General features: G+C 58.8%; 25 protein-coding genes and 4 pseudogenes. 15 read left to right on the top strand and 14 right to left on the bottom strand.

Translation table 11 applies throughout. The annotated features are described in order from the left end of the window. Positions 1-35: 35 nt before the first annotated feature. Positions 36-410, bottom strand: a complete 375-nt coding sequence (locus ACQY1J_RS22660; RefSeq protein ID WP_430252192.1) for a VOC family protein — start codon at positions 408-410, stop codon at positions 36-38. 436 nt (positions 411-846) lie between these two features. Here ACQY1J_RS22660 and ACQY1J_RS22655 point away from each other — a divergent pair. Further along, positions 847-999, top strand: a pseudogene (locus tag ACQY1J_RS22655) (SOS response-associated peptidase); the annotation flags it as partial. Positions 1,000-1,319: 320 nt separating this feature from the next. Here ACQY1J_RS22655 and ACQY1J_RS22650 read toward each other — a convergent pair. After that, positions 1,320-1,667 carry a hypothetical protein gene (locus ACQY1J_RS22650; protein ID WP_430252190.1) on the bottom strand — a complete coding sequence of 116 codons (348 nt, stop codon included), beginning with the start codon at positions 1,665-1,667 and terminating at the stop codon, positions 1,320-1,322. A 217-nt stretch (positions 1,668-1,884) separates the two neighbouring features. Between ACQY1J_RS22650 and ACQY1J_RS22645 the strand changes: the two genes are divergently transcribed. Beyond that, the gene (locus ACQY1J_RS22645; protein WP_430252189.1) at positions 1,885-2,106 is read left to right on the top strand and encodes a hypothetical protein; all 222 of its coding nucleotides are present in this window, start codon (positions 1,885-1,887) and stop codon (positions 2,104-2,106) included. A 125-nt stretch (positions 2,107-2,231) separates the two neighbouring features. Here the strand turns inward: ACQY1J_RS22645 and ACQY1J_RS22640 are convergent. Next, a pseudogene (locus ACQY1J_RS22640) lies at positions 2,232-2,745 on the bottom strand (type IV secretory system conjugative DNA transfer family protein); the annotation flags it as partial. On the opposite strand from ACQY1J_RS22640, the gene ACQY1J_RS22635 reads away from it, so the two are divergent. Next, positions 2,737-3,009: a hypothetical protein gene (locus ACQY1J_RS22635; RefSeq protein WP_430252469.1), complete on the top strand. Its 273-nt coding sequence runs from the start codon at positions 2,737-2,739 to the stop codon at positions 3,007-3,009. The pseudogene ACQY1J_RS22640 and the gene ACQY1J_RS22635 overlap by 9 nt on opposite strands. Before the next feature lie 148 nt (positions 3,010-3,157). On the opposite strand, the gene ACQY1J_RS22630 is transcribed toward ACQY1J_RS22635, so the two are convergent. The 4 genes and pseudogenes from ACQY1J_RS22630 to ACQY1J_RS22615 all read right to left on the bottom strand — a co-directional run. Next, entirely contained in the window at positions 3,158-3,535 is a 378-nt protein-coding gene (locus ACQY1J_RS22630; RefSeq protein ID WP_430252187.1) for a DUF5615 family PIN-like protein, read from the bottom strand. 4 nt (positions 3,536-3,539) lie between these two features. Beyond that, the gene (locus tag ACQY1J_RS22625; RefSeq protein ID WP_192088145.1) at positions 3,540-4,163 is read right to left on the bottom strand and encodes a DUF433 domain-containing protein; all 624 of its coding nucleotides are present in this window, start codon (positions 4,161-4,163) and stop codon (positions 3,540-3,542) included. Between the two features lie 120 nt (positions 4,164-4,283). Then, positions 4,284-4,382, bottom strand: a pseudogene (locus ACQY1J_RS22620) (transcriptional regulator); the annotation flags it as partial. Continuing rightward, positions 4,383-4,551, bottom strand: a pseudogene (locus tag ACQY1J_RS22615) (IncP-type conjugal transfer protein TrbI); the annotation flags it as partial. It lies immediately after the preceding pseudogene. 508 nt (positions 4,552-5,059) lie between these two features. On the opposite strand from ACQY1J_RS22615, the gene ACQY1J_RS22610 reads away from it, so the two are divergent. Beyond that, complete coding sequence (locus tag ACQY1J_RS22610) at positions 5,060-5,368, top strand: DUF736 domain-containing protein (protein ID WP_430252186.1); 309 nt, start codon at positions 5,060-5,062, stop codon at positions 5,366-5,368. Positions 5,369-5,413: 45 nt separating this feature from the next. Here the strand turns inward: ACQY1J_RS22610 and ACQY1J_RS22605 are convergent, their stop codons facing one another. From ACQY1J_RS22605 to traC, 6 genes are all read right to left on the bottom strand, one after another. Next, a complete protein-coding gene (locus ACQY1J_RS22605) occupies positions 5,414-5,692 on the bottom strand; it encodes an HU family DNA-binding protein (protein WP_430252184.1) in 279 nt (92 codons plus the stop codon). 83 nt (positions 5,693-5,775) lie between these two features. Then, on the bottom strand, positions 5,776-6,042 hold the full coding sequence (locus ACQY1J_RS22600; protein WP_430252182.1) for a WGR domain-containing protein: 267 nt from the start codon (positions 6,040-6,042) through the stop codon (positions 5,776-5,778). A gap of 96 nt (positions 6,043-6,138) precedes the next feature. Beyond that, positions 6,139-6,591: a thermonuclease family protein gene (locus ACQY1J_RS22595; RefSeq protein ID WP_430252180.1), complete on the bottom strand. Its 453-nt coding sequence runs from the start codon at positions 6,589-6,591 to the stop codon at positions 6,139-6,141. Then, positions 6,588-8,558 carry a Ti-type conjugative transfer system protein TraG gene (gene traG, locus ACQY1J_RS22590; RefSeq protein ID WP_430252178.1) on the bottom strand — a complete coding sequence of 657 codons (1,971 nt, stop codon included), beginning with the start codon at positions 8,556-8,558 and terminating at the stop codon, positions 6,588-6,590. Before traG ends, ACQY1J_RS22595 begins: the two co-directional genes overlap by 4 nt. Beyond that, entirely contained in the window at positions 8,545-8,760 is a 216-nt protein-coding gene (gene traD / locus ACQY1J_RS22585; RefSeq protein WP_430252176.1) for a type IV conjugative transfer system coupling protein TraD, read from the bottom strand. The genes traG and traD overlap by 14 nt, the downstream gene beginning before the upstream one ends. A gap of 4 nt (positions 8,761-8,764) precedes the next feature. Continuing rightward, on the bottom strand, positions 8,765-9,061 hold the full coding sequence (gene traC, locus ACQY1J_RS22580) for a conjugal transfer protein TraC (protein ID WP_430252174.1): 297 nt from the start codon (positions 9,059-9,061) through the stop codon (positions 8,765-8,767). A gap of 258 nt (positions 9,062-9,319) precedes the next feature. Here traC and traA point away from each other — a divergent pair, with 258 nt between their 5' ends. The 5 genes from traA (at position 9,320) to ACQY1J_RS22555 (ending at position 15,593) form a co-directional block, all read left to right on the top strand. Further along, entirely contained in the window at positions 9,320-12,622 is a 3,303-nt protein-coding gene (gene traA, locus ACQY1J_RS22575; RefSeq protein WP_430252172.1) for a Ti-type conjugative transfer relaxase TraA, read from the top strand. Next, complete coding sequence (gene traF / locus ACQY1J_RS22570; protein WP_430252170.1) at positions 12,619-13,146, top strand: conjugative transfer signal peptidase TraF; 528 nt, start codon at positions 12,619-12,621, stop codon at positions 13,144-13,146. The genes traA and traF overlap by 4 nt, the downstream gene beginning before the upstream one ends. Before the next feature lie 16 nt (positions 13,147-13,162). After that, on the top strand, positions 13,163-14,332 hold the full coding sequence (locus tag ACQY1J_RS22565) for a conjugal transfer protein TraB (protein WP_430252466.1): 1,170 nt from the start codon (positions 13,163-13,165) through the stop codon (positions 14,330-14,332). Positions 14,333-14,345: 13 nt separating this feature from the next. Continuing rightward, positions 14,346-14,972, top strand: coding sequence for a TraH family protein (locus ACQY1J_RS22560; RefSeq protein WP_430252168.1), 627 nt, complete (start codon positions 14,346-14,348; stop codon positions 14,970-14,972). Between the two features lie 315 nt (positions 14,973-15,287). Next, positions 15,288-15,593: a transcriptional repressor TraM gene (locus tag ACQY1J_RS22555; RefSeq protein ID WP_430252166.1), complete on the top strand. Its 306-nt coding sequence runs from the start codon at positions 15,288-15,290 to the stop codon at positions 15,591-15,593. 60 nt (positions 15,594-15,653) lie between these two features. Here ACQY1J_RS22555 and traR read toward each other — a convergent pair whose 3' ends face one another. Next, positions 15,654-16,358 (bottom strand): autoinducer-binding transcriptional regulator TraR, encoded by a 705-nt coding sequence (gene traR / locus ACQY1J_RS22550; RefSeq protein ID WP_430252164.1) that lies wholly within the window; start codon positions 16,356-16,358, stop codon positions 15,654-15,656. Between the two features lie 417 nt (positions 16,359-16,775). On the opposite strand from traR, the gene ACQY1J_RS22545 reads away from it, so the two are divergent. From ACQY1J_RS22545 to ACQY1J_RS22520, 6 genes are all read left to right on the top strand, one after another. Then, the gene (locus ACQY1J_RS22545) at positions 16,776-17,714 is read left to right on the top strand and encodes a LysR family transcriptional regulator (RefSeq protein WP_430252162.1); all 939 of its coding nucleotides are present in this window, start codon (positions 16,776-16,778) and stop codon (positions 17,712-17,714) included. Between the two features lie 746 nt (positions 17,715-18,460). After that, positions 18,461-19,402, top strand: a complete 942-nt coding sequence (locus ACQY1J_RS22540) for an MBL fold metallo-hydrolase (protein WP_430252160.1) — start codon at positions 18,461-18,463, stop codon at positions 19,400-19,402. Next, entirely contained in the window at positions 19,372-20,382 is a 1,011-nt protein-coding gene (locus tag ACQY1J_RS22535; RefSeq protein ID WP_430252158.1) for an alpha/beta hydrolase, read from the top strand. Before ACQY1J_RS22540 ends, ACQY1J_RS22535 begins: the two co-directional genes overlap by 31 nt. Before the next feature lie 11 nt (positions 20,383-20,393). Continuing rightward, complete coding sequence (locus ACQY1J_RS22530) at positions 20,394-21,284, top strand: hypothetical protein (protein WP_430252156.1); 891 nt, start codon at positions 20,394-20,396, stop codon at positions 21,282-21,284. Positions 21,285-21,445: 161 nt separating this feature from the next. Beyond that, a complete protein-coding gene (locus tag ACQY1J_RS22525; RefSeq protein ID WP_430252154.1) occupies positions 21,446-21,895 on the top strand; it encodes a MarR family winged helix-turn-helix transcriptional regulator in 450 nt (149 codons plus the stop codon). Between the two features lie 52 nt (positions 21,896-21,947). Continuing rightward, positions 21,948-23,147, top strand: a complete 1,200-nt coding sequence (locus ACQY1J_RS22520) for an FAD-dependent monooxygenase (RefSeq protein ID WP_430252152.1) — start codon at positions 21,948-21,950, stop codon at positions 23,145-23,147. The last annotated feature ends 79 nt before the right edge of the window (positions 23,148-23,226 follow it).

Below are 23,226 nucleotides of genomic sequence, written 5' to 3'. Positions count from 1 at the left end.
AAGACGAGCGGGGCGGAGGGGTAGCGGCAGTTGGTTCATTTCGTCGGCTGAGACCGCACAGTCAGCTTGTTTCCGTCCGGGTCACGAAGGTAAGCAACGAACGATCCGTTAGGTCGCTCGGAAGGAGGACTCTCGATCGCGGTACCCCCATGTTCGGTTCCAGCCACATGCCAGGCCAGTACCTGATCGTGGCTTACAGCCGAGATACCGATAGTCCCGCCGTTTGCAGCGGTGGCTGGCCCGCCATCGATTGGCTTCGTGATCATAAGCCGATCGCCCTCGTGGAGGTAGATCAGTCTCCCTCTTTCATCCACCTCGCCAGGCTTTCCACCTAACGCAGCAAACGTGGCATCATAAAAGCGTCTGGCCTGCTCGAGGTCGTTGCTACCAATCATGACGTGGGTGAACATGCTTCATCTCCAGTTTGATCCCAGGAGTTACCATCCGGTAGCTCAACGACCAGCGTTGAGTTGATAAAAACAACAAGGCAGCCGTTCGCCATATAACCCTATCCGGAGAAGTCCAGCTAGGGATTAAGGGCGGTGTCTTACGTTCGATGGACTTCGTAGGATCGCTGCAATGGAGTGTGATCCAATGGTCGGAGAGGATGGTGATCGCGTTTTCCATGTCAGCGCTAGAGGTGAAAGATTCCACCCCGTCATCTAGTCTGCGCGGGACGTGGTACAACCGTCTCCGTCCGCATCTGTGGTCACGATGCCGGAGCAGAACTGGGCGACCCATCGCACCGCCTATCGAGAGCTACTGAATCAACTCCGTCGATCAGTCAGCGTTTCTGATCGCCACGCTCACGCCCAACCGCGCGAGGGAGAACACGACCTCTAAGCCTTCCTGACGACCGACCCCAACGAGATCGTAAAGCCCATCCATCCGAAGGCCATGCCCGTTCTTCTGACGACGAAGGAAGAATGCGAGATTTGGATGAGCGCGCCGTGGAGCGAGGCAAAACCGCTTAACGCCCCCTGCCCGCTGGCCGAATGATGGTGTTGCCGCGCTACACGGCGGTTGGAGGCCTAGGGGAACTCCCGGCACTGACGAAAGCCCTGTTCGGCTGACCTATCGTCAAAAGCTGGCGCCGAAGGAAGGCAGACGCAGAGCTACGAAGTCGGAAACAGCCAGTACATCGTCATCTATGCAGACGAGGTTGCCTCGGCACTCCCAGAGACCAACCGGACGCTCGAAATCGATGCGCTCGACCCGTGCGGCGCAGGTGGCAGACTGATACTCAGGCTGCTCGCTGGCCAGATCCGGTCTTGGCTTACTATGAGGTGCAACAACCGCGTTCCTTAGTCGCTCCAGAGTCAGCATCCATGAGTATTGGAACTGGGCCAAATTCTCAAGTTAAATCGGGCGGACAGAGCCTCTTGGTGAGATGGGCGTCGCTGTTCTAAAAGCCCTGTCCAACTAGGAGGAAACCGGCCGTCGCTGACCGGGTCAAGCAGATGCTCGGCAAATGCTGAACCGGCTTCTGTGAACGATTTTTGCCACACCTCAATTCCCGCCGAAGCAAACCAATTCCGGTCTTTATGGGTGGCCTCCTTGACCAGGCCCGGTTCTCCGTCGATCAGCCTACTATGAGTGTCGGCTAGCAACGGCTGGGTTCTGAGCTGGTTTTCGTTCGACGACGAAGGCTTGGTCTGCTGGCGCATTGTCTCTCCAGGTTGCGATTCGAGCTTCAACGATATCGCATGGGGCAGTGTGGCCCGGTTCGCCGGGCCGGTACCTCCAGCTCAACACCATGGTTCTCGCCGGCCGCTCCATGTCCTGGCGAGACCTTGGATGGGACCCTGGTCAACATCAGCGCCTCGCGCTTGTCATTGCGCAATGTCTATGGAAAGAACCGCCGAAGCAAATTCAGGAGGACAGATGGAAGACGCAATCCAGATCGACAACCGCGGCGACTCTGGCCTCTGGGCCATCGAAGTCGCTAAGCAGATTGTTGCGGCTCAGGGCTTTGATCTTGCACGTGCTGCCCGCGATGGTTCTGAGGACGACGTCCGCGCGGCTGGCAACGCTCTTGGCGAAGCCATAACCGACGCGATGATGGAGGTTTTCGACGGACTGACAGTGGGTGTCTCCGGCGAGTAAGAGACCGCCTGAAGCGGAATGCCTCTGTCGGGGGCAGTCGGTTCCGGCTTCCGCTTGCACGGCGCTATGCTAAGCCTCCTGCGGCTGCCTCATATCCGACCGATGCATGACGAGAATTCCCGAAATCACGCCCTGTCGGTCGTCGCGATGCTGATTTCTCCGATGCTCTTCATTTTTTTGTCGGCAGGCGCTTCGCGCTGCCAAAACCTGCTCCGTCCGACGCGGCTGTCATATCTTCCCGCCGAAACCAGATAGCGCGCTCGCATCTGAGTGGCGGGTTGCCGGCCGTAAATACGATTTGCTCATCCTCCCGCATGCGCAATACTTCATGCGGCTGGATCAGCGGCCGGGCGACCAACTGCTTTGAGCGCGTTCGAGACGAGCCGCGTGACTGGAAACTGCGGCTGACCTGATCGATCTCTACGGTCGTCACAACGCATCGACGAGAGATGTAATCGGCGGTTGCCGGATCGTTGATACGGCAAAACTGATCCAGCTTGCGCACTCGAACCATTTGCTCGACGCGTTGCGCCCATAGGTTTCACGCGGTTGGCCGATCGATTAATAGATTATTATCAGCGAGATGCCATACTTCCGGCCGGCATCTCGCGCAGTCTCCAGAATACGCATGTGGCCAAGATCCCCTCGGTTATCGAGGCGAAGGATGCTTCTGAACTGAAGGTTGACCCCTGCGCCAACCTGCGCATGGGCACAGCGATGTTCGCCAAAATCCTTCGTGTCGTTGCGAATTGGTATGATAATCCGAGGAGCGAAGAGGTTTTCCCGCAGTTGTTCGATGACGCGATCCACGTTCGGCGGCCGGGCAAGTTCAAGGATGAGGCCTTTTTCAGGCTGAGGATACGGGTAGCGCGGTCGCACAGCGTTCGCCGTGGAGGCCGATGATGCTGGCGAGGACGGATCTTTGGAAATGCCAGAGCAAACTCCGACCAAACCCGACGACGCTGTATCAGGATCGATCCGACTAGGATCGGAGCCCAAAAAGTGACCGGATCGAGCCGCTGTTCTCGGAACGAGTGAATTAAGGATGTTCTCAGTTTGCCGGGAGCGAATAGCGTGTGAGAACTGCCTCATCGCCCTCAATGCTGATCTCGATCACCTCGTTCAGGACTTCCTCGCCGCCTGCAACTGCCTCCAGTACGAGCGTAAACAGGTCGCGCTGCAATGCCGGAACAACCTGAGGCACGATGATGATCAATCCCGCATGGATCTCTTCATTGCCGTAAAGTTTCCTGAAATCGCGCGCGTTGTTGGTCACAAAGGTGTAGTCCTCCGCCACGATGCGCGGCATCAGATCCCAGTCTTTCTCGCCGCTCAAGCCGAGCCAATTTACGTGGAAGCCATCGTGGCCGTTGTCCTGAGCGACGGCCACGAGAGACGTGTGCAGGCACTCATCAATCAGGAACTTCACGAGATCAGCTGCCGGACGATTTGCTAGCGGCCTTCGGAAGTGAGAGACGCTTTACAGATTTCACGGTCGCGCCAAGGTCGGAAAGTTTGCGGGGCCGGCCCCGTGCCGGGTGAGCAGCGGTCCAGATCTCTGCGAGTTCTACCATACGCGTAGTGAGCGAAGGATACCCGTCGACAATTTCCTCGGTGGTCGCGCCGTGGGCCTTCATGGCGGCAATCGTCCTGACCGGAACACGGGTTTTGCTGAAGACCGGTTCGCCGCCAAGGACACCCCTTACAGATCCGATAACGCGTTCCGCTTCCCGTAGTGCCTCCGCACGCGCAGCAAGCTGTTCCCGGGCCCGGGCAACATCCACGATCAGATAATCGTCTGCTCGAACAGTATCGGCATCTGGATTCTGGTCTATGGTGTCGAACAGCCGTTGGCGAAGCTCAGCCGACAGGATTGAGCCGACACCGTACCAGAGCTTGAGCCGCAGCAAATCATCGTCGGAAAGCGCGCGCCCTTCATTTCCAGCGAGACGTCGGGCGATAATCCGTTTGTCGATTGCGTTATGCACCGACTTCACGGCAATTTCGCTGACGGCGGCTGCTTCTGCAGGCGTGTAGACGCGTGAAATCTGAGCCATAATCATTCTCCTTGTGGAGAATATATAATAGCATCTGGATAGGAAGTGAAGAGGCGTTTCGATGATCTGGTAGATTGAGTGGACTCATCACATCTGAGTGGCGAGGCCGAGCCATTTGCTTTAAATCTCTCTGTCCGCCGTGACCAGTTCGACATGGCTCACACCCAGTGCCTGGGCAATCTCATGTAACGTAATCACGAAGGAGTTTTGTTTCCCTCTTCCTCTGGCGCGGTCATAAACGTTCTGACTGACCTGTGCCGAGATCCTGCCCGGAAGTCACAGTTCAAGCCAAAGATCATGGTCGCAGGAAAGACGGATCCCCGCTTCAATTCGTAGAGCGAAACTGTGGGACGACTTGGTTTGGGAGATAGCCGAGATCATTCATGTCAGAGCGGTCTTCTGGAGAGGTGTGTGCGGTCGGGTGCATCGTGCGACGGAGCAGCGCGCCTCAATGATTTCGTCCAGGCATGGCCTCAAAACCATCTACGCGAGAGGATGCAAAGTTCCGTTCCGGTAATCTCCCACATGTGGCGTTGTCTCATCCATTCGATTGAGGCCTGTAGGCGCTATGCAACGCAGCCCACTTGTCACAACCAAAGATGCCATGCCGTGCCCCTTCATCTGCCAGCTGGCATGTCCACTGCGGTCTCGATGAGGCATGTCTGACCAAAGACCGCCTCGCGATGCTCGGCTCGATCGGCATCCGCAACGGCCGGCTCGTTTTCTTCCCCTGTGCGCTGAAGCGCCAATTCCTCGCGATGGCCAAGAAAGCCTCTCCTCTGGCCGTCCTCCACTCCGTTTCGGTCCGTTGGATGCAGGCCGATCGTCCCCGGTCCTATCGACTGCCATCGAGGCCGCGATGGACGCGGCCCGAACAACCGAAAAGGAATACGACAATGGCAACCATCGGCTCTTTCACCGCTTCCGGCAACGGCTTCTCCGGCACCATCAAGACCCTCAACCTCAACGTCAAGGCAACCATCCGCACTGTTGAGCGCACTTCCGAAAAAGGCCCTGAATACCGCATCCTCGCGGGAGCCACAGAATTCGGCGCCGCCTGGAAGAAGACCTCGAACGAAGGCCGCGATTACCTCTCGGTAAAGCTCGACGATCCGAGCTTTCCGGCCCCGATCTACGCAACGCTGATCGAGGTCGAAGGCGAGGAAGGACTCTCCCTCATCTGGTCCCGGTCGAACCGGGACTGAGACGGGATGCCCCGCCCGACAAGGCGGGGCTCTCCAAGTCAGGGATCACTTGTTCAGTGCATCCTTGAGCGCCTTGGCAGGCGCGAAGGTCAGCTTCTTCGAAGCCGCAACCGTCATCTTCTCACCGGTCGCAGGATTGCGACCCTCGCGCTCAGGCGAAGCTTTCACCTTGAATTTGCCGAAGCCGGGGATCGAGGTTTCAGCGTCGGAGCCTGCGGCATCGGAGATTGCCTGGAAGACGGCTTCAACGATACCCTTGGCCTGAACCTTCGTCAGGCCGTTGTCGGCGGCAATCTTGTCGGCGATTTCATTGGTGGTGGTCATGCAATTCCTCGCATCTTGTTGTCAAAGATAAAATCCGTGTCAGCTTCTGACTGGATTGTCATCGGTGACGATGGAGACGAAGGTCAGATCCGCTTGATGTCCACAGGTGGTTTCGGGCGATAGCCGCGTTTGCGCTTTTCGCGCAGCACGTCAAAGAACAGATTGATGGCCTGGCTCTCGTTGTCGAACAGATGCACCATCCGCTGTCCGCGCGTTCCAATCCGCCCCCAGGCGCGTACAAGCGACACCTCGCCGAACAATGTCGGCTGAACGGCGAGCGCGTAAAACCGCGCCATGTTTTTTTCCGGCGCGATACGCTCGACATAGAGGTGGTAGGGCTGCGTGATCATAACAGAAGAATCGCGCGTTCGGAATCTGCCGTCCAATGACACTTTTGAATCGGTCGGGCATCATCGATTCACAACAGTGATCCGCCGGCGCCCGGATCATTCGCACCAACTCTGTCGTGATCCTTCCCACTTCCGAGCCAAGCCTTCGGCGACGAGAATATCGCCGACCGATCGCCGATCGCGGTAAACGATCCTGAGCTTGCGACCGAAGCGATCTTCATCCCTGGCGGTCGTCTTGAACGAGAGCGGACCCGAATTGAGGATGTCGAGCAGACGCTGTTTTGCCGCAAGGCCTCGCTCGCGTTCGCGCTCGCATCTCGGCGGGCTGAGCTCCGGCGTATCGATGTCGGCGATCCTGATCTTCTCACCTCTAAACCAGAACGTGTCGCCATCCACTACGCAGGTGATACGGTGCCCGCTTCCGCAGAGTGAGAAGGGTTCGCTCACGCTGCTTGCACTGCTTGAAGGCTGGGCTGAGGCAACAGATGCGAGGAAGCCAATGGCTAAGGGAGATAGGCTGGCAATTGCCGTAAAACGTCTCAATATCATGTCTCCTCAGTGTCTGTCGTTGGAGCGGCCTTATAGCTCTGCACCCCTTCTGTGATTTGCTTGTGAAACCGGTTTTCTCCGACGGACGCGCTCATATCTTTGCGTCTAAACCAGATAGCGCGTCCGCATCTCAGCGGCGGATTGCCTGATGTGAACACGATCTGCTCGTCCGCGCGCATGCGCAGCACCTCATGCGGCAGGATCAGCGGCCGGCGGCTGAGCTGCCGAGAACGTGAGCGCGACGATCCCTTTACACCTGAAGAGCGGTTTGTCTGGTCGACCTCGACCGTCGTATCGCCGCAGCGTTTCGAGATATAGTCGGCAGTATCAGGGTCGTTGATCGCGGCAAACGAAATCCACGACGCGGATTCGAACCATTTGCTCGTGGCGTCCCGCCCGCCATAGGCCTCGCGCATCTGGCCGATGGACTGGAAGATCATCGTCAGCGTGATGCCGTATTTGCGTCCGGCGTCGCGGGCTGTTTCGAGGATGCGCAGATAGCCGAGCCTGGCGACCTCGTCGAGCAGGAAGAGCGCCCGACCTTTCACATCGCCGTTGCGATTGTAGATGGCATTAAGCAGCGATCCGATAACCACACGCGCCAGTCCCGGATGGGCTTCGAGCACCTTTAGATCGAGCGCAATAAAGATGTCGGTTCCGCCATCAGCGAGCTCGTCGGTCGAGAAACTGTCGCCCGAGACGATGGCGGCATAGTTCGGATAGGACAGCCAGTGGGTTTCTTTTACCGCATTGGCGTACACCCCCGAAAACGTTTCCGGCGTCATGTTGACGAAGACCGAAACGTTCTCCTTTACGAAGTCCGATTCCGACTGCTCGTAGATTTTTGTCAGGCGCGCCCGCAGCTGTGGTTCAGGCTCCGAAAGGTTCTTCCGCACACGGCGCAGGGTCTGGTCTTCCTCGTCCGTGTGACCGGACAGGCAGACGTCGGCGATGAGGGCCGTCAGAAGCTGCATCGCCGATGCCCGAAAGAAGTCGTCGCGGGCAGACGCCGAGCGAGGATTGTCGGTCATAATCCACGTTGCGACGGCGACGATGTCTTCTTCCTTCGTGCTGCCGTGTCGCCCGATCCAATCGAGCGCGTTGAAGCCGACACTTGGTGCCGAGGGATCGAGAACGATCACCTTCCGGCCAGCCTTGCGGCGATGCTCCGCTACCATCGGCGCGACCTCGCTCGACGGGTCGAGGACGACGAGGCCGCCGCCCCATTTGAGCGCGGTCGGGACCGTCACCGACGTCGTCTTGAAACCACCGGAGCCGGCGAAGACGATGCCATGCGAGGAGCCGAAGGAGCCGTCGAAGCAAAGGAGCGGGCTCTTGCCGCCCGCGCCCCAAGTCGACGGATCATCGGCGCGGAACGACACAGCAGCAACGCTGTCGCGATCGACGCGATACCGTTCGCCGACGACAATGCCGCCGGGATCGGGGAAAAGTTTTGCGGCCTCCTGCACCTTCATCCAGTCGGCCTCGCCATGCACCGCTCGCCTTCCCCCAATCCGCCTTGGTGCGGCTTTGGCAAAAGCTGCGTTCCCCTTCATCGCGACGCGCAGTGCGAAGACGCCGGCGAGGAACGTTGTCGATGCGCCAAGCATCGTTGCGGGGTCGGCATATCCGAGCACGGATTGACCTTTCGGGATGTCGCCAACGATCCCGGCCAGGCGAACCCCTTCGCGCAGGAGAGCGATGAGAATTGCCACTCCGTTTCCGCCGACGACACCCCATCCTGCCCGCTTGATACCCGCGGTGCCATTCGCCGCGAACAGGAAGATCGTGCCGATTGCAGCCGCGGTGGTATAGGGCAGCGCGAGGCCGATCCGCCCGAGCATCAGCTTCGCCTGCGCAGTCTTACCGAACGCGGCCAGCCAGTGTTCGATCCCCGGCATGAATACCACGACGACGATCATCGTCGTGGCGGGGATCACGGCGGGAAACACTTTACTCGCCGTCATGAGCGAACGCCTCCGCGCCTATCACTGTCAGGCGCGACTGCTCCGCATCGTCGCCCTTGAGGCGATGACTGGCATCGATCAGCAGGCCGAGCAGTAGTGCCCGCTTCTCGTAGCGCAGTCCTGCCTTGACGATCAGGCCACCGAGTTCGATTTTTTCGCGGGTGTCTTTCTTGCGTGCGTCATTCGTCATCGTGCGGGCCATGCGTTCAAGCCTCACGACCGCTGCCCGCAGCACCGCTAGTCTCGATCGTCGTGACCGTCTCGCCTGCTGTCCTGCCGTCACCAGCGTTTCTCTTCCCGGTCGAAGGCGCCTTACCTCCGCGAAATCGCCCGGTGATCTCTTCGAACGCGGCCTGTAGCTCGGTTTCCTCGATCTCGATCTCACCGAGACCGGCCTTCAGCGCGATCCGGCCGATGCGCTCGGCCTCGCGTGTTTCTGCTTGTCTCAGCTGATCCTGTAATCTGGCGATTTCTTCCCTGATCTTCGATGATGGTTTCTTCATTCCGGTCGCATCTCCCTGAAAATCTTGGCGGCGTCTGTTCCGCTGCAAGATTTCCTCAAAAGCACGTCTGAAGGAATGTGCAGATCTGCACGTCGGCAAAGCCGACACTTTGGAGGATGATCCCGCCGTTCCGAAGGAGCGGATCCAAGGGCGCAATTATACGTCGCTGATGCGACGCGTTGCTCAGCGCCCGAAGTGCGGCCGACCATGGCCTGACCGCTCCCAACGAACGGCGTTCAAACCGGGAGCTTTACCGCCGTGGCCATCGCCCACTTCTCAGCCAGCATCGTCAGCCGCGGCGGCGGCCGCAGTGTGGTGCTGTCTGCGGCCTACCGGCACTGCGCGAAGATGGAATATGAGCGCGAGGCCCGCACCATCGACTACACCCGTAAAGAGGGGCTGCTGCATGAGGAATTCCTGCTTCCGGCCGATGCCCCGAAATGGGTCCGCACAATGATTGCCGACCGCTCTGTTGCCGCAGCTTCAGAAGCCTTCTGGAACAAGGTCGAGGCTTTCGAGAAGCGTTCCGATGCGCAGCTCGCTCGCGACCTGACCATAGCGCTTCCACTGGAGCTGTCGACCGAGCAGAACATCGCCCTGGTGCGGGACTTCGTGGCAAAACACATCCACGCCAAGGGCATGGTGGCCGATTGGGTCTACCACGACAATCCAGGCAATCCGCACATCCATCTGCTGACCACATTGCGGCCGCTGACCGAGGAGGGATTCGGATCGAAGAAGGTTGCGGTCAATGGCGAGGATGGCCAGCCGGTCCGCACGAAGTCCGGCAAAATCCTCTATGAGCTCTGGGCGGGTTCGACCGACGACTTCAATTCCTTACGCGATGGATGGTTCGAGCGACTCAACCATCACCTGGCGCTCGGCGGGATTGATCTCCGTATCGAGGGCCGTTCCTACGAGAAGCAAGGGATCGAGCTCGAGCCGACCATCCATCTTGGCGTCGGTGCCAAGGCGATCGAGCGAAAGGCGCAGGGGCAGGGCGTCAGGCCAGAGCTTGAGCGCATCGAATTGAACGAAGAGCGGCGGAGCGAAAACACCCGCCGCATTTTGAACAATCCAGCCATCGTGCTTGACCTGATCACCCGTGAGAAAAGCGTCTTCGATGAACGCGATGTGGCCAAGGTTCTGCATCGTTATGTCGATGACCCGACTGTCTTCCAGCAACTAATGTTACGCATCATCCTGAACCCGGAAGTCTTGCGTTTGCAGCGCGACACGATCGCGTTCGCGACCGGAGAAAAGGTGCTGGCCCGTTATTCGACCCGTGCGATGATCCGGCTGGAAGCAACGATGGTGCGGCAGGCAATCTGGCTGTCGAACCGGGACGGTCATGCTGTCTCTGAAGCTGCTCTGGACGCAACGTTCCGGCGGCATGAGCGGTTGTCGCAGGAGCAGAAAGCGGCGATCGAGCGGATCGCCGGTCCCGCCAGGATCGTCGCCGTGGTTGGTCGCGCCGGCGCCGGCAAAACCACGATGATGAAGGCTGCCCGCGAGGCGTGGGAACTGGCCGGATACCGTGTCGTCGGCGGCGCGCTTGCCGGCAAGGCGGCGGAGGGTCTTTCGAGCGAAGCGGGCATCGAAAGCCGCACACTGGCATCATGGGAGTTGCGGTGGAAACGGGGCCGTGACGTTCTCGATGACAAAACCGTCTTCGTCATGGACGAAGCAGGTATGGTCGCCTCAAAACAGATGGCCGGCTTTGTCGATGCCGTCGTCAGGGCAGGCGCCAAGATCGTTGTGGTCGGCGATCCCGAACAGCTCCAGCCGATCGAGGCGGGGGCCGCCTTCCGCGCCATCGTCGACCGCATAGGTTATGCCGAACTCGAGACGATCTATCGCCAGCGCGAGGACTGGATGCGCAAGGCATCGCTCGATCTGGCCCGAGGCAATGTCGAAAAGGCGATGACCGCCTATAATGCAAATGCCAGGATCACCGGAACGCGCCTCAAGGCCGACGCAGTCGAGCGGCTGATCGGTGACTGGAACCACGATTACGATCAGACGAAGACAACGTTGATCCTCGCGCATCTGCGTCGTGACGTTCGGATGCTGAACATTATGGCCCGCGAAAAACTCGTCGACCGCGGCATTGTCGGTGAGGGCCATGTCTTCAAAACGGCTGACGGTGTCAGGCAGTTCGACGAGGGCGACCAGATCGTCTTCCTGAAGAACGAGACCTCGCTCGGCGTCAAGAACGGCATGATCGCTCATGTCGTGGAGGTCGCACCGAACAGGATCGTTGCTGTCATTGGAGAGGGCGATCAGCGCCGGCAGGTCATCGTCGAGCAACGCTTCTACAGCAATCTCGATCATGGATACGCCACGACGATCCATAAAAGCCAAGGCGCTACCGTCGACTGCGTGAAGGTGTTGGCAAGCCTCTCGCTGGACCGGCATCTGACCTATGTGGCGATGACCCGCCATCGCGAGGATTTGCAGCTCTATTACGGCCACCGGTCCTTCGCCTATAACGGCGGCCTGGCCAAGGTGCTCTCCCGAAAGAATGCCAAAGAGACCACGCTCGATTACGAGCGCGGAAAGCTTTACCGCGAGGCATTGCGGTTCGCGGAAAGCCGCGGCCTCAACATCGTCCAGGTGGCCCGCACGCTGGTGCGCGACCAACTCGACTGGACGCTGCGCCAGAAGACGAAATTGGTCGAGCTTGGCCAGCGCCTTGCCGTCTTTGCAGAGCGTCTCGGTCTGCACCATCCCTTAAAAACTCAAACGATCAAGGAGGCCGCGCCCATGTTCGCAGGCATCAAAACCTTTTCCGGTTCCGTTGCCGACGCGGTAGAGAACAAGCTCGACACCGATCCAGCCCTTAGGAAACAATGGGAAGAGGTCTCGACCCGTTTTGCTTACGTCTTTGCCGATCCCGAGACCGCCTTCCGGGCGATGAACTTCGATGCGGTGCTAGTGGATAAGGAAACGGCCAAATTGGCGCTTCAGACGCTGACGACCGCCCCGGCGTCGATCGGACCGCTCAGGGGCAAGACCGGCATTCTTGCCAGCAAGAATGAGCGCGAGGACCGTCGCGTTGCAGACCTCAATGCTCCGGCCCTGAAGCGCGATCTTGAGCAGTATCTGAGGATGCGCGAGACCGCGGTGCAGCGGCTGCAGGCTGACGAGCAGGTATTGCGTCAGCGCGTGTCGATCGACATCCCGGCGCTCTCGCCGGCAGCACATGTGGTGCTGGAGCGCGTGCGTGATGCGATCGACCGCAACGATCTGCCGGCGGCCATGGCATATGCACTGAGCAATCGCGAAACTAAGACTGAGATCGACGGGTTCAACCAGGCCGTCACTGAGCGGTTCGGGGAACGCACTTTGCTCACCAATTCCGCGCGCGAACCATCCGGAAAGCTATTCGACAAACTCTCCGAAGGGCTGCAGCCCGAGCAGAAGGAGCGTCTGACAGAAGCCTGGCCGATCATGCGCACGTCCCAGCAGCTCGCCGCTCACGAGCGCACCGTCCAGACACTGCGACAGGCCGAGGATCTGCGTCTCGCCCAACGCCAGACGCCGGTGATGAAACAATGAGGCGGCGCGTTCTCTTGCTCCTGGCCTGCGTGGGCGGGATGATCGCGGGTCTCGCGGCAATCGCCTATATGGGCGGCTTCCGGTTGAACCTGACACCGAGCGAGCCGCTTGGGCTCTGGCGTATCGTCGCCCTTCAGCGTCCGGTCAAAGCCGGCGATCTCATATTCATCTGCCCACCGGCGACCGCGTCATTCGAGGAGGCACGCAGCCGCGGCTATGTCAGGCGTGGCCTCTGCCCCGGTGGCTTTGCGCCGATGATCAAGACAGTTGCGGCGCTTTCCGGACAGCATGTGGAAATCGGCGCGAATGTCAGTGTCAACGGCAGGCCTCTTCCCTCATCGATCGTTCGAACCAGCGATGGCGAGGGCAGGCCGATCACACCGTTCAAAACCGGCACCGTGCCACTGAGAAATCTGTTCCTTCACTCATCATTTGCGAGCTCCTATGATAGTCGGTATTTTGGACCGGTTCCCGATACGGGCCTTCTCGGCCTGGCGCGGCCGGTCCTCACGTTCGATCCATAACTGGCGGCGACCCTGCCTGCTCATCGCGGTATCCGTCGCTTGCGGCTGGACTGCCTGGAGCGGTCATGTGCTGGCCCTTCCTGTCGCTGTGTTGTTCCCGACGCTATGGGCCATGTCGCCATCACGGCTGACGGCGGTGCTCGTGTCGGCCGGATATTTTTTTGGCGCCTCGCGCGGGCTGCCGCAGGGCGTCGCCAACTTCTATGCCGCCGATCTCTGGCCTGGGCTTCTGCTCTGGGCAGTTGCTTCGCTATCCTTCGCCGGCGTGCATGCGGCGCTCTGGAAGGCGCGACCGGCAGGCAAGTCTCCGGGAGTAGGTCGAACGGGAATGGCAATGGCGGCGCGCTATCTGGCGGCGGCGATGCTATTAGGCCTGCCGCCCCTCGGCATAACCGGCTGGGCGCATCCGCTCACCGCTACTGGTGTGCTCTTTCCGGGATGGGGATGGTGGGGGCTGGTCGCGATGACAGCCGGCCTCGCGATGATGACATCGCGATATTGGCCGGCTACCGCCATCGTCCTGGGAGGATTCTGGCTCTGGTCCACTGCCACGTGGACATCACCTGACCTACCCGAGGGATGGAAGGGCGTCGACCTCGAACACGGTCAGAGTCTCGGACGAGACGGCTCACTCGATTATCACCGTCACCTGATCGCAACGGTGCGCGCGGCTGCATCGGTGAAGACTAGGTTCATCGTTCTTCCCGAAAGTGCTCTGGGGTTCTGGACGCCGACCGTGGCAAAGCTCTGGAGCCAAGGCTTGCGAGGCTCGGCGCTCACTGTGATCGCCGGCGCGGCCGTCATCGATCCGGGCGGCTACGACAATGTCATGGTGGCGATTTCGGCTGACGAGGCACGTATTCTCTATCGCGAACGCATGCCGGTCCCGGTGTCCATGTGGCAGCCACGGCGGGCATGGACCGGGCAGGACGGTGGAGCTCGCGCCAACCTCTTCGGCAATCCAGTTGTGCAAAGCGACGGCCAGACGATCGCCGTGCTGATCTGCTACGAACAGCTCCTCCTTTGGCCGGTCCTGCAGTCGATGCTGCATTCCCCCACCGCAATCGTTGCCCCGGGCAACGGATGGTGGACCGCAGGAACGTCGATCGTCGCCATTCAAAACGCGAGCGTGGTCGCCTGGGCAAAACTGTTCGGTCTGCCCGTCGTCACGGCTTTCAACAGATAAGGAATTGTTCGCGATGGTCGATGCCGCCCTCATCCAAGAATGCAGCGATCCCGGCCTGAAGCCGGCGATCGTCGAACAGTTCATCGAGCGGGCAGGGTCGCAGGATCCCTTGGCGGTAACGATCCGCTCCGGGAACCGGGTCGTACTGGTGCCCAGGCCGAAGACGGCGGAGGAAGCGCTGGCGTTGATCCGAGAAAACCTCGGTCGCAATACCGTTCGCGTCGGGATCACACAATATCCCGCCGGGCTCGGCGTCGTGGAGGCGGGCCAGATGAAGGCGGACCTGGTCGATGCGTGCGGGAACATCCGCATGGGCACGGCGCTCTTTGCCAGGGTCTACCGGATCGTGACCGAGTGGTACGGCAACCCGACCGAGAGGCAAGTCCTGCCGCAAGTGTTCGACGATGCGATCATCGCCTGGCAGACGGGATACTTCGAAGGAACGGCAGTGTTTAGGGCGGAAGATCCAGCTGATGTAAAGCTCGCCCAGCCGCGGCCGGTCCGGCGAGATGGCGCCGACACGCAAGCCGGCCTTCCGGGAGATGAAACCAAACCCGAGGTGCCTACTGAGACTTCGGCATCCGATCCCAACAAAGCAGGGATCAGGATCGACCTGTCCGGCATCGCCGCAAAGCGTTGACTTCCCCTTATCTGCAGATCTGCACCGCAATTGTTCTTCCGTCGCCCTAGCGAAAAAAGCATTCGCCTGTTATAAGCACGGGTAGGGCAGTACGCGCTGTCCCGGGGTGTGGAAACCTCTACTCGGTGGTTGATGTCGGCCGTTTCGACATCAGAATCCTCTGGCCATTGGCCGGTGGGCCTGCGACGTATGTCCAGGTGCCCCGGTGCTAAAGGTCGCAGGACTGTCCGAGTACAGTTTCCAACCCCCGGCTTGGGATCAGGGATTAGCGTCTGCGGGGGCGAACCGCGGACTAAACTCTGGGTTGGATCACAAATGGATTTGGAAAATTCAGCAGCGGACACATGCGAACTGCGCCCGGTGATCGGGTTGACCAGCGGCCTCGGGCCGGCAGAACTCGAAACGCTGACAGTCAATGCCATCAGGCTGCACAGGCAGCTCCTGGAGAAGGCGGATCAACTGTTCCAGGCTTTGCCGGAGGATTACAAGACAGGAAAAACCACTGGCGGCGTTCAGCATCTCGAATACATCGAAGCAATGATCGAGATGCATGCACAGATGAGCGCGCTTAACACGCTCCTGGGGGTTCTCGGGTACATTCCCAACATGGCCGCTAACTGATCCGGTTTTTTACGCCAGACTGGTGCGCCGACAGATCCAGTGGAGTCAGCTGCCGGTCTTTCAAATCAGCTTTCTACGAATTGCGAGGGCTGTGAGATGGGCCTTGCTCCGGACATCGAAGCGCTTCATAGACTCGCGAAGCTTGACGCGGACGGTGTTGTATTTGACCCCTTCGAGATCAGCGATCTCCTCCATCGTCATGCCGACGGCAATCCATCTGAGATAGGTCGCCTCTTTGGGATCGAGCCAGGCGGCATCTTCCACGGTCGGAGTGGTTTGAAGGAACGAGATGCGGGCATGGAGTTGTCCGACGGCCGCGGCGGCAGCGACCGCGTCTATCTCACGGTCAAGATCGATTGCTGGCCTTTCCGACGCTAAAGTGAACATCGACATCGAGCCGTTGGCAGTCTTGATCGGAACGGTTACCCCGGAGCGGATGCCGAAATCGGCAGCATGCGCGTAGAAAGTACGCTCTTCCTTCGATTGCTTCGCGCGATCCTGTTCTCCGGACCACGCAAAAACTTGCTTCCTGGATTTCGCGCGTTTGACGACCGGATCGAGCTTGTCGAAGTTCTTCTGGAAATACGTCGACCGCCACTCGCGATGATAATTGGTGATTGCGATTGTATGCTTGTGCTGGATATGGAGATAGGCGTAGCCGGTATAGCCGAAATGCTCGGTAAGGTCTGCAAGACCTCGTGTAAGGATGCATTCGTCGCCTTTGATCGCCGCGAGATCTGTCAGCTTATCCAGCCAGTGCTGCATTTTTTACTCCGTTTTGGTGGTCAGGTGAACAGATCACGTGAGCCCCTCGACGTTTTCTATAATATGCGCTCATATACAACTATAAATTTCATTAGCATAATTATAGAATAGGGGTTTGCATCGGCGATCGCAAAAACACCGAATAGAAGGGCATTTCGGCAGGCGTCCAGCAGCAACGCGAGCGTCTACCTAAACTTAAGATGAGCCTGAACACCGTCCACATCCTCTGTCGTCGCGAGATTGTTAAGGCAACTTTGGGGAAAGTTGCAAAGTGGCTGTTCAGTGACTTTTTGGATTGTCACGTCGCCGATTTGGTGGACTTTGCTTTCATGAGTCATGATGGCCTCGTTTTGATGGAGACTTGGCCGACTCAGAAGACCTAGACTTTAAGAGCAAGGCGGGCTAATAATCAAATCGATGAAAGATATAGTCTCCATTGATCATTTCAATTTATGGTCTTTCGACCTCAATCTCCTTGTCGCTTTTGACGCTTTGATGCGCGACCGGAGCGTGACGCAAGCTGCTGGGCGACTAAAGATCCAACAGCCTGCAATGAGCCACAATCTATCAACTTTAAGAACATTATTTCAGGATGAGCTGTTTGTCCGAGTAGGTCAGGTGATGAAGCCCACACCGAGGGCGCATGCTCTCGCCCCGACCATTCAGCAAATTCTTGCGCAGGCGCACAATGCACTGATCATCTCGGAAAGTTTTGATCCGTCGAAGGAGTCGCGGATATTCCGCATTGGATTTTCGAGTGAGCTCGAGGTTATCTTGATGCCAGAGCTCACTGCTAAGTTACGGAAGGAAGCACCAGGGGTTAAACTACTCGCTCGCGCAGTTTCTCCCGAGCAGGTCCATCGTTTGCTGGACGAGGGCGTCATTGATCTCGGCGTCGGCTGCTACGGGAAAGGAAACAGCCGCCATCGTCACCGACAGTTGTTCGAACAATCATTGATGTGTTGCTACAATGAAAATCTCCTTCCAATTCGGGGCCCAATCAGCCGAGGTGCGTATCTGAAAGGCGAACACGTTATGGTGTCGCAAAAAGATGCCATTGAAGGATGCTTGGACGAGGCTCTAGATAAAATCGGCGTTCGGTTGAACGTAGCGATGGCAGCGCCCGAGTTTCTCACCGTTTTGTCTACTGCAAAGGTCGCGCCGCTTCTTGCGACGCTACCGACACGGATTATCAAACGGTACGCCCCATTGTTTGGATTGACGGAAAGCCCTGTGCCGCTTGAACTTACGGTCAATCCTATCGCTATGGTATGGTCAGCCCATCTAGATCGTGAGCCTGCCACAGAATGGATTCGTTCGCAGGTAGCAGATCTGGTTCAGGCGGTGATAGAATAGACTTCGCAAAAATACTCGCATCATACGACAAGCTACAGGTCCAGTGCGATCTTAGATGGGCCGTCGGCGACATTGGCAGCGCCCAAGTGGAGCGATCGCGTGAGCGGTGGTTTGATCGGAAGCTGTTCCGGGGGCCAGACGCAGCGTAGTTCCTGCTGATATATGACCCGGATGCGAAGCCGGTTGCCGCGAGGGTTGAAGCAGCCGAGCGCTAGGTCCAACCGCTCTCTTCAAGGGCACATTTTACATCGCGTGGATCGGCCAAATGACCTACCACTCGCACGCCTCGGTGCTTTGGGTCGAAGCACAGCAATCGGTAGTGGCATCAGCGCCAGCTTCGAGTCACTCGCAAAGCCGAGCTGGAACATGCGTTTCTCGATCGCACGTTCGAAAGCTGGCGACACCCGCACTGCACCTTGGAAGATTTCCGGAGCTTGGGCGACCCATTCGTGAAGCAGAAGCTAATGTTGTGTGGGCTCACGCTATGGCCAACGAGCACCACCAGTTCGTCTCGCGGAAGAACGCTTAGCGTCGCCAGCAAATGACCCATGGATGGCTGGCCTACCCTCACGCGCTTCGCCGCCTTGGTGACCGAGCGCTCGCATATGAGCGCGTCGACCGCAATCAAAATGGTCATAAAAAAATCCGCGTAAATCGAATATATCGATAGGCTATATCATTCACATCGATTTGATTGATGAATGTCTTTCGGCGTACCTTCGCCAAGGTAACAGCAAGGAGCCGCAATGCGACATTTTCAGGTGGGTGACGCCAGGATCACCCGTATCAGCGAACTCAATCTCGACGGCGTTGACGCCGCCTTCCTCTACCCCAGTGTTGATCCCGAACAGGTTCGCATCGGCGCACGGCCTTTGTCGGCCGGCTCATTCGACCCATCCACCGGCACGCTGCGCCAGAGCATCCACACTTGGCTTGTCGAGATCGGGGGCCTGACAGTCCTAATCGATACGGGGACGGGCAACGACAAGCAGCGCCCCACCATGCCCCCGCTCGACCAGTTGAAAGAGCCCTACCTTGAGCGGCTGGCGCGGGCGGGTGTCCAACTGGACGATGTGGACGCCGTTCTAATGACTCACGTTCACGCCGATCACGTCGGATGGAACACACGCCTCCAAAACGGCGCTTGGGTCCCGACCTTCCCCCATGCCCGCTACCTCGCTTCCGGCGTGGAACTGGACTACGGCGCGGCCGTGGATGCGGACGACGAGGCCAAGGCGAACGCCTTGCGGCAAGTCGCTGATTTGGGTCCCATGAGTCATCTTCCTGCCGCTGGCATCTATACCGACAGCGTCGCGCCTGTATCTTCGGCCGGTTTGATCGAGCGGGTCAAGGTGGGTGAGGGCGAGGTGTTGCCGGGCTTCAGTTACCATTCCCTACCCGGGCATAGCATTGACCACGCCGCGATCTTGCTGAACTCGAACGGACACCACGCCCTGTTCTGGGGCGATGTCCTCCACCATCCTGTCCAAGTGACGGCCACTGAATGGAACTCCGTCTTCTGCGAGTTCCCGGACGCTGCGGTTACGGCCCGACGGAAGGCGTTGGCCTGGGCTGCTGACACCGGCGCTACGGTGTTCACGACGCATTTCGCGGAGAGTTCGGCGGGCCGCGTGACCCGCGACGGTGACGCTTTTGTTTGGACCTTTATCGAGGGAACTGTCGCATGAGCCAGCAGCCGCAAACCGCACGCCATCTTGGCGTCACGACAACCGATACGCTGATCCCAGGCAAGACCGATGGGATCGAGCTGTTTCTGCGCAACAAGTCTCCGGCCAACCGCGACGTGATCGGTTCCGTTCTTCTCGTGCACGGGGCCACGTTTCCCTCCGTCAGCTTGTTCGACGTAGACGTGGGCGGCCAATCGCTGATGGACGCCTTGGCGTTGGCGGGGATCGACGCCTGGGCGCTTGACGTACGGGGCTATGGCGGCTCGACCCGGCCACAGCGGATGGCTGAAGACCCCGGCACTGAGGCGCCCCTGGTGCGAGCGGTTGAGGCCGTTGACGATGTCGCATCGGCCCTCGACCACATCCGAACCAACCACGGACCGGTCCGTCTCGGGTTGTTAGGAATGTCGTGGGGTGCGTCCATTGCCGGACTTTACGCGAGCCGCCAGGCTCGGCTCGATGCGCTGGTGCTGGCCGCCCCGCTCTGGCTGTCGGCGACACCGCTCCGCTTCGATCCCGGTGCTCCGATCGCTACCCATCGCAATGTCGAGGTGGCCTCCTATCGGCAGGCGTGGCTTGCCCCCGTTCCCGAGGATCGTCGCGCCACGTTCCTGCCGGACGGATGGTTCGACCGGTGGGAGGAGGTAACTGAGGCGACCGACTCGCAAGCACCTCACGGGTTCATTCGCGCGCCCAGTGGCGCGGTAGCTGACGTACGTGAACATTGGACCGCCGGAAAGCCCCTCTACGATCCGTCCACAATCACCGCGTCGACGCTGATCCTGCGCGGGACCCTGGACGTGGACGTGCGCCGGGACATGGCGCTCGACCTGTTCGACCGTCTGACGGGCACCAGCGAGCGCGTCTATAACGAGATCGCGGACAGCACGCACATGCTTCTGATGGAGCCCACACGCCAGCTCGCGTTTAAGCAGATCGTCGGCTTCCTTACCAAGGTGTTCGCCGAGCCGTCACATTAGAAGGTGCCGTGATGTTCTCACGCGCTCAACTAAGCGGGCGGGCGGCGATCCTGCTGTCCGCCGTCCTGCAAGCCTTTGGTCAGGTGGCCTACAGCACGTTCCTAGCCGCCATTCCTTCACCTGCATTCGTTGCCTATTGCTTTCTCGCCGCAGCCATCCTGTTTCTTGCGCTTTCGGGAGGGGGCGTACGTCTTGCGGCATGCAAGCCGCTTTTGGTGCTCAACATTGGCACAGTTGCAACCTTCGTGCCGTTCTTCTACGCCTTGCAGCTCATAGAGTCGGCGGCAGCCAGCGCGATCAACGTCGGCGTGGGACCGCTTGCTGCAACGCTGATCGGCACTGCTATGACCGGATCGATTCCCAGTGTTCGCCGAGTTGCGGTTTGCCTTGGCGTCCTTTTGGGTGGAACGGTGCTTGCTGTGGCCGCGACGCACGGTGATCCCCTGACGGCCTCAACAGTCGATTCGCGTTGGTTGGGCGTGTTGGCGAGCGTTGTGACGGGGTGCGGCGTTGTGATCGTCACCCTGTCGTCTAGGGCGCTACTCGACCGCGGCTGGAGATCCGGCACGGTCCTGGCGCATCGGTTCTACCTGATCGTACCCCTCTCCCTGGCGATGGCTCACGGGACTTATGATCTGGCGACCGTTCATTGGAGTTGGACAATTATTTTAGTCAGTGTCGCTGTCGCCGCTTTGGGCGTGATCCTACCTCTCTACCTGAACCAAGTCGGCATCAAGCGCGCCGACACGCACACCGTTACCGTTCTGTTCGCCATGATTCCTGTTTTTGCCTTCGCCATTCAAAGCGCGTCGCCCTACAATTCCGTACATTGGCAAACAGCACTTGGCATAGGGATTATCTTCCTTGCGGTCGTGGCTGATCTGTCGAAAAGACGCGGTTGAGAAAGACGTTCGTGTCTCTCCGACAAATTCGCAACCGTTTCAAATACGAAGCAGTTATCGAATGTCAAAGTAGCCGTCGCACCTATGCGAGCCGGTTTGAAGGACGGGCCCGCCGTAGAAGTGTGCTGGCCTCTAGCTCGTGTTTAGCATAGTAGAGTTCTATGCCGAAACACGAGCAACAAATTCATCCGGAGGCGGCCGTTGCACCGGGCTATCTAGCAAATCATGCCGCTCGGGTCTTTAACCGGTTGGTGGATGCGGATCTTAGACCGCACGGGCTCTCGCTTTCTCTCATTGGCCCTATCATGCTTCTGTCGTGGAAGGGAGCAATGTTGCAGCGCGATCTGGTGCGGTCATCGGCGGTCAAACAGCCTGCGATGGTCGCACTTCTCGATAAATTAGAAGCCTTGAACATGGTTCAGCGCTCGCCTTCAGTGACCGATGGAAGAGCCGCTATGGTGGAACTGACACGTGAGGGCCACGAAGCCGCTGCGCGTGGACGCGATGCGCTTCTTGCTGCTAATGCGAAAGGAACAGCAGGCTTTTCGCCGCAAGAGGCAGCGTTGATGGTTCAGCTATTCCAGCGATTAATTGAAAATTTCGAGCGCTGACACGGAACAAATACATCACGTCTGATGTTTATGGGGCAAAGGAGATCGATCCATGTCCCGACGTATTCTTATCTCCGGCGCTAGCGTTGCCGGTAACGCTGCTGCCTGGTGGCTCGGCCGCTACGGCCATGACGTAACAGTTATTGAACGTGCCACCGAATTTCGAGACGGTGGTCAGAACATCGACGTGCGCGGCGTCGGCCGAGACGTGTTGAAACGTATGGGGCTGGACGGTAAGGCGCTTGAACGCGGAACCGGCGAGGAAGGTACCGCTTGGGTTAACGCCGACAACAGCATCGCAGCCGAATTTGCCAATAAGGAACTGGAAAGCGACGGGCCGACGGCTGAGTTAGAGATTCTGCGCGGGGATCTTGCAAAGCTGCTATATGAGTCCGCCCGCTCACATGTCAAATATCGTTTCGGCATAACGATCAAGAACATCCAGGATGGTGCTGCCAGTGCTGCGGTGACGTTTTCCAACGGGGAGTCTGAATCCTTTGATCTGGTGATTATTGCCGAAGGCGTAGGGTCCGCGACCCGAGAGCTAGTGTTCAAAGGGGAGAACGATCCTCGCTGGATGGACCTTACCATTGCCTATTTCACTATCCCGCGTTCGCCGCAGGATGATCGGCTATGGCGTTGGTACAATGCACCAGGTGGTCGCAGCATTTCGCTTCGACCCGACACACACGGCACCACCCGTGCAAACTTTGCCATTCAAGAAGTCGCCAATGGCGAGCAGAAATGGGATGAGACACAACAGAAGGCCTACATGCGTGAGCGTTTTTCGGACGCAGGTTGGCAAGCTCATCGCATTATCGCCGGGATGGAAAAAACAGACGACTTCTATTTCGACGTGCAGAGGCAGGTTCGAATGAAAAGATGGTCGAAAGGGCACGTTGTCCTTACAGGCGATGCCGCTTGGTGCGCCACCCCACTGGCAGGCACTGGTGCGACACTCTCTTTGACAGGCGCGTGCGTGTTGGCCGGTGAGCTTGAACTCAATCGCGATACAGCAGCGGCGCTCTCTGCTTATGAACAGGCGTTGAGGCCAATGGTTGAACATGGCCAAGACGTTCCCAAGATTGGAACACGTCTGATGCACCCCCGCAGCCGTCTCGGAATCCATCTGCTTCACAGCACGCTCAATGTTGCCAGCAAGCCGACCATTCGCGACTTCTTCGCGTCAAAGTTCCTTTCCAATCAGCCAAAGTCGCCTGACCTTTCACGCTATCCGATGCCCTCGAATTGACGTAGAGACATGGCTCGGATTCTATTTGGCGGTCGGTGGCTTTGATGTTTCGACCAGGGTGAAGGGGCCACCGGTCGCT

This window comes from Neorhizobium sp. DAR64860/K0K1 (genome assembly GCF_050500205.1).
In the GTDB taxonomy this organism is placed as follows: domain Bacteria; phylum Pseudomonadota; class Alphaproteobacteria; order Rhizobiales; family Rhizobiaceae; genus Neorhizobium; species Neorhizobium soli.
Note: the sequence above shows the minus strand (reverse complement) of the source record. Positions and strands in the feature narration are given on the sequence as shown.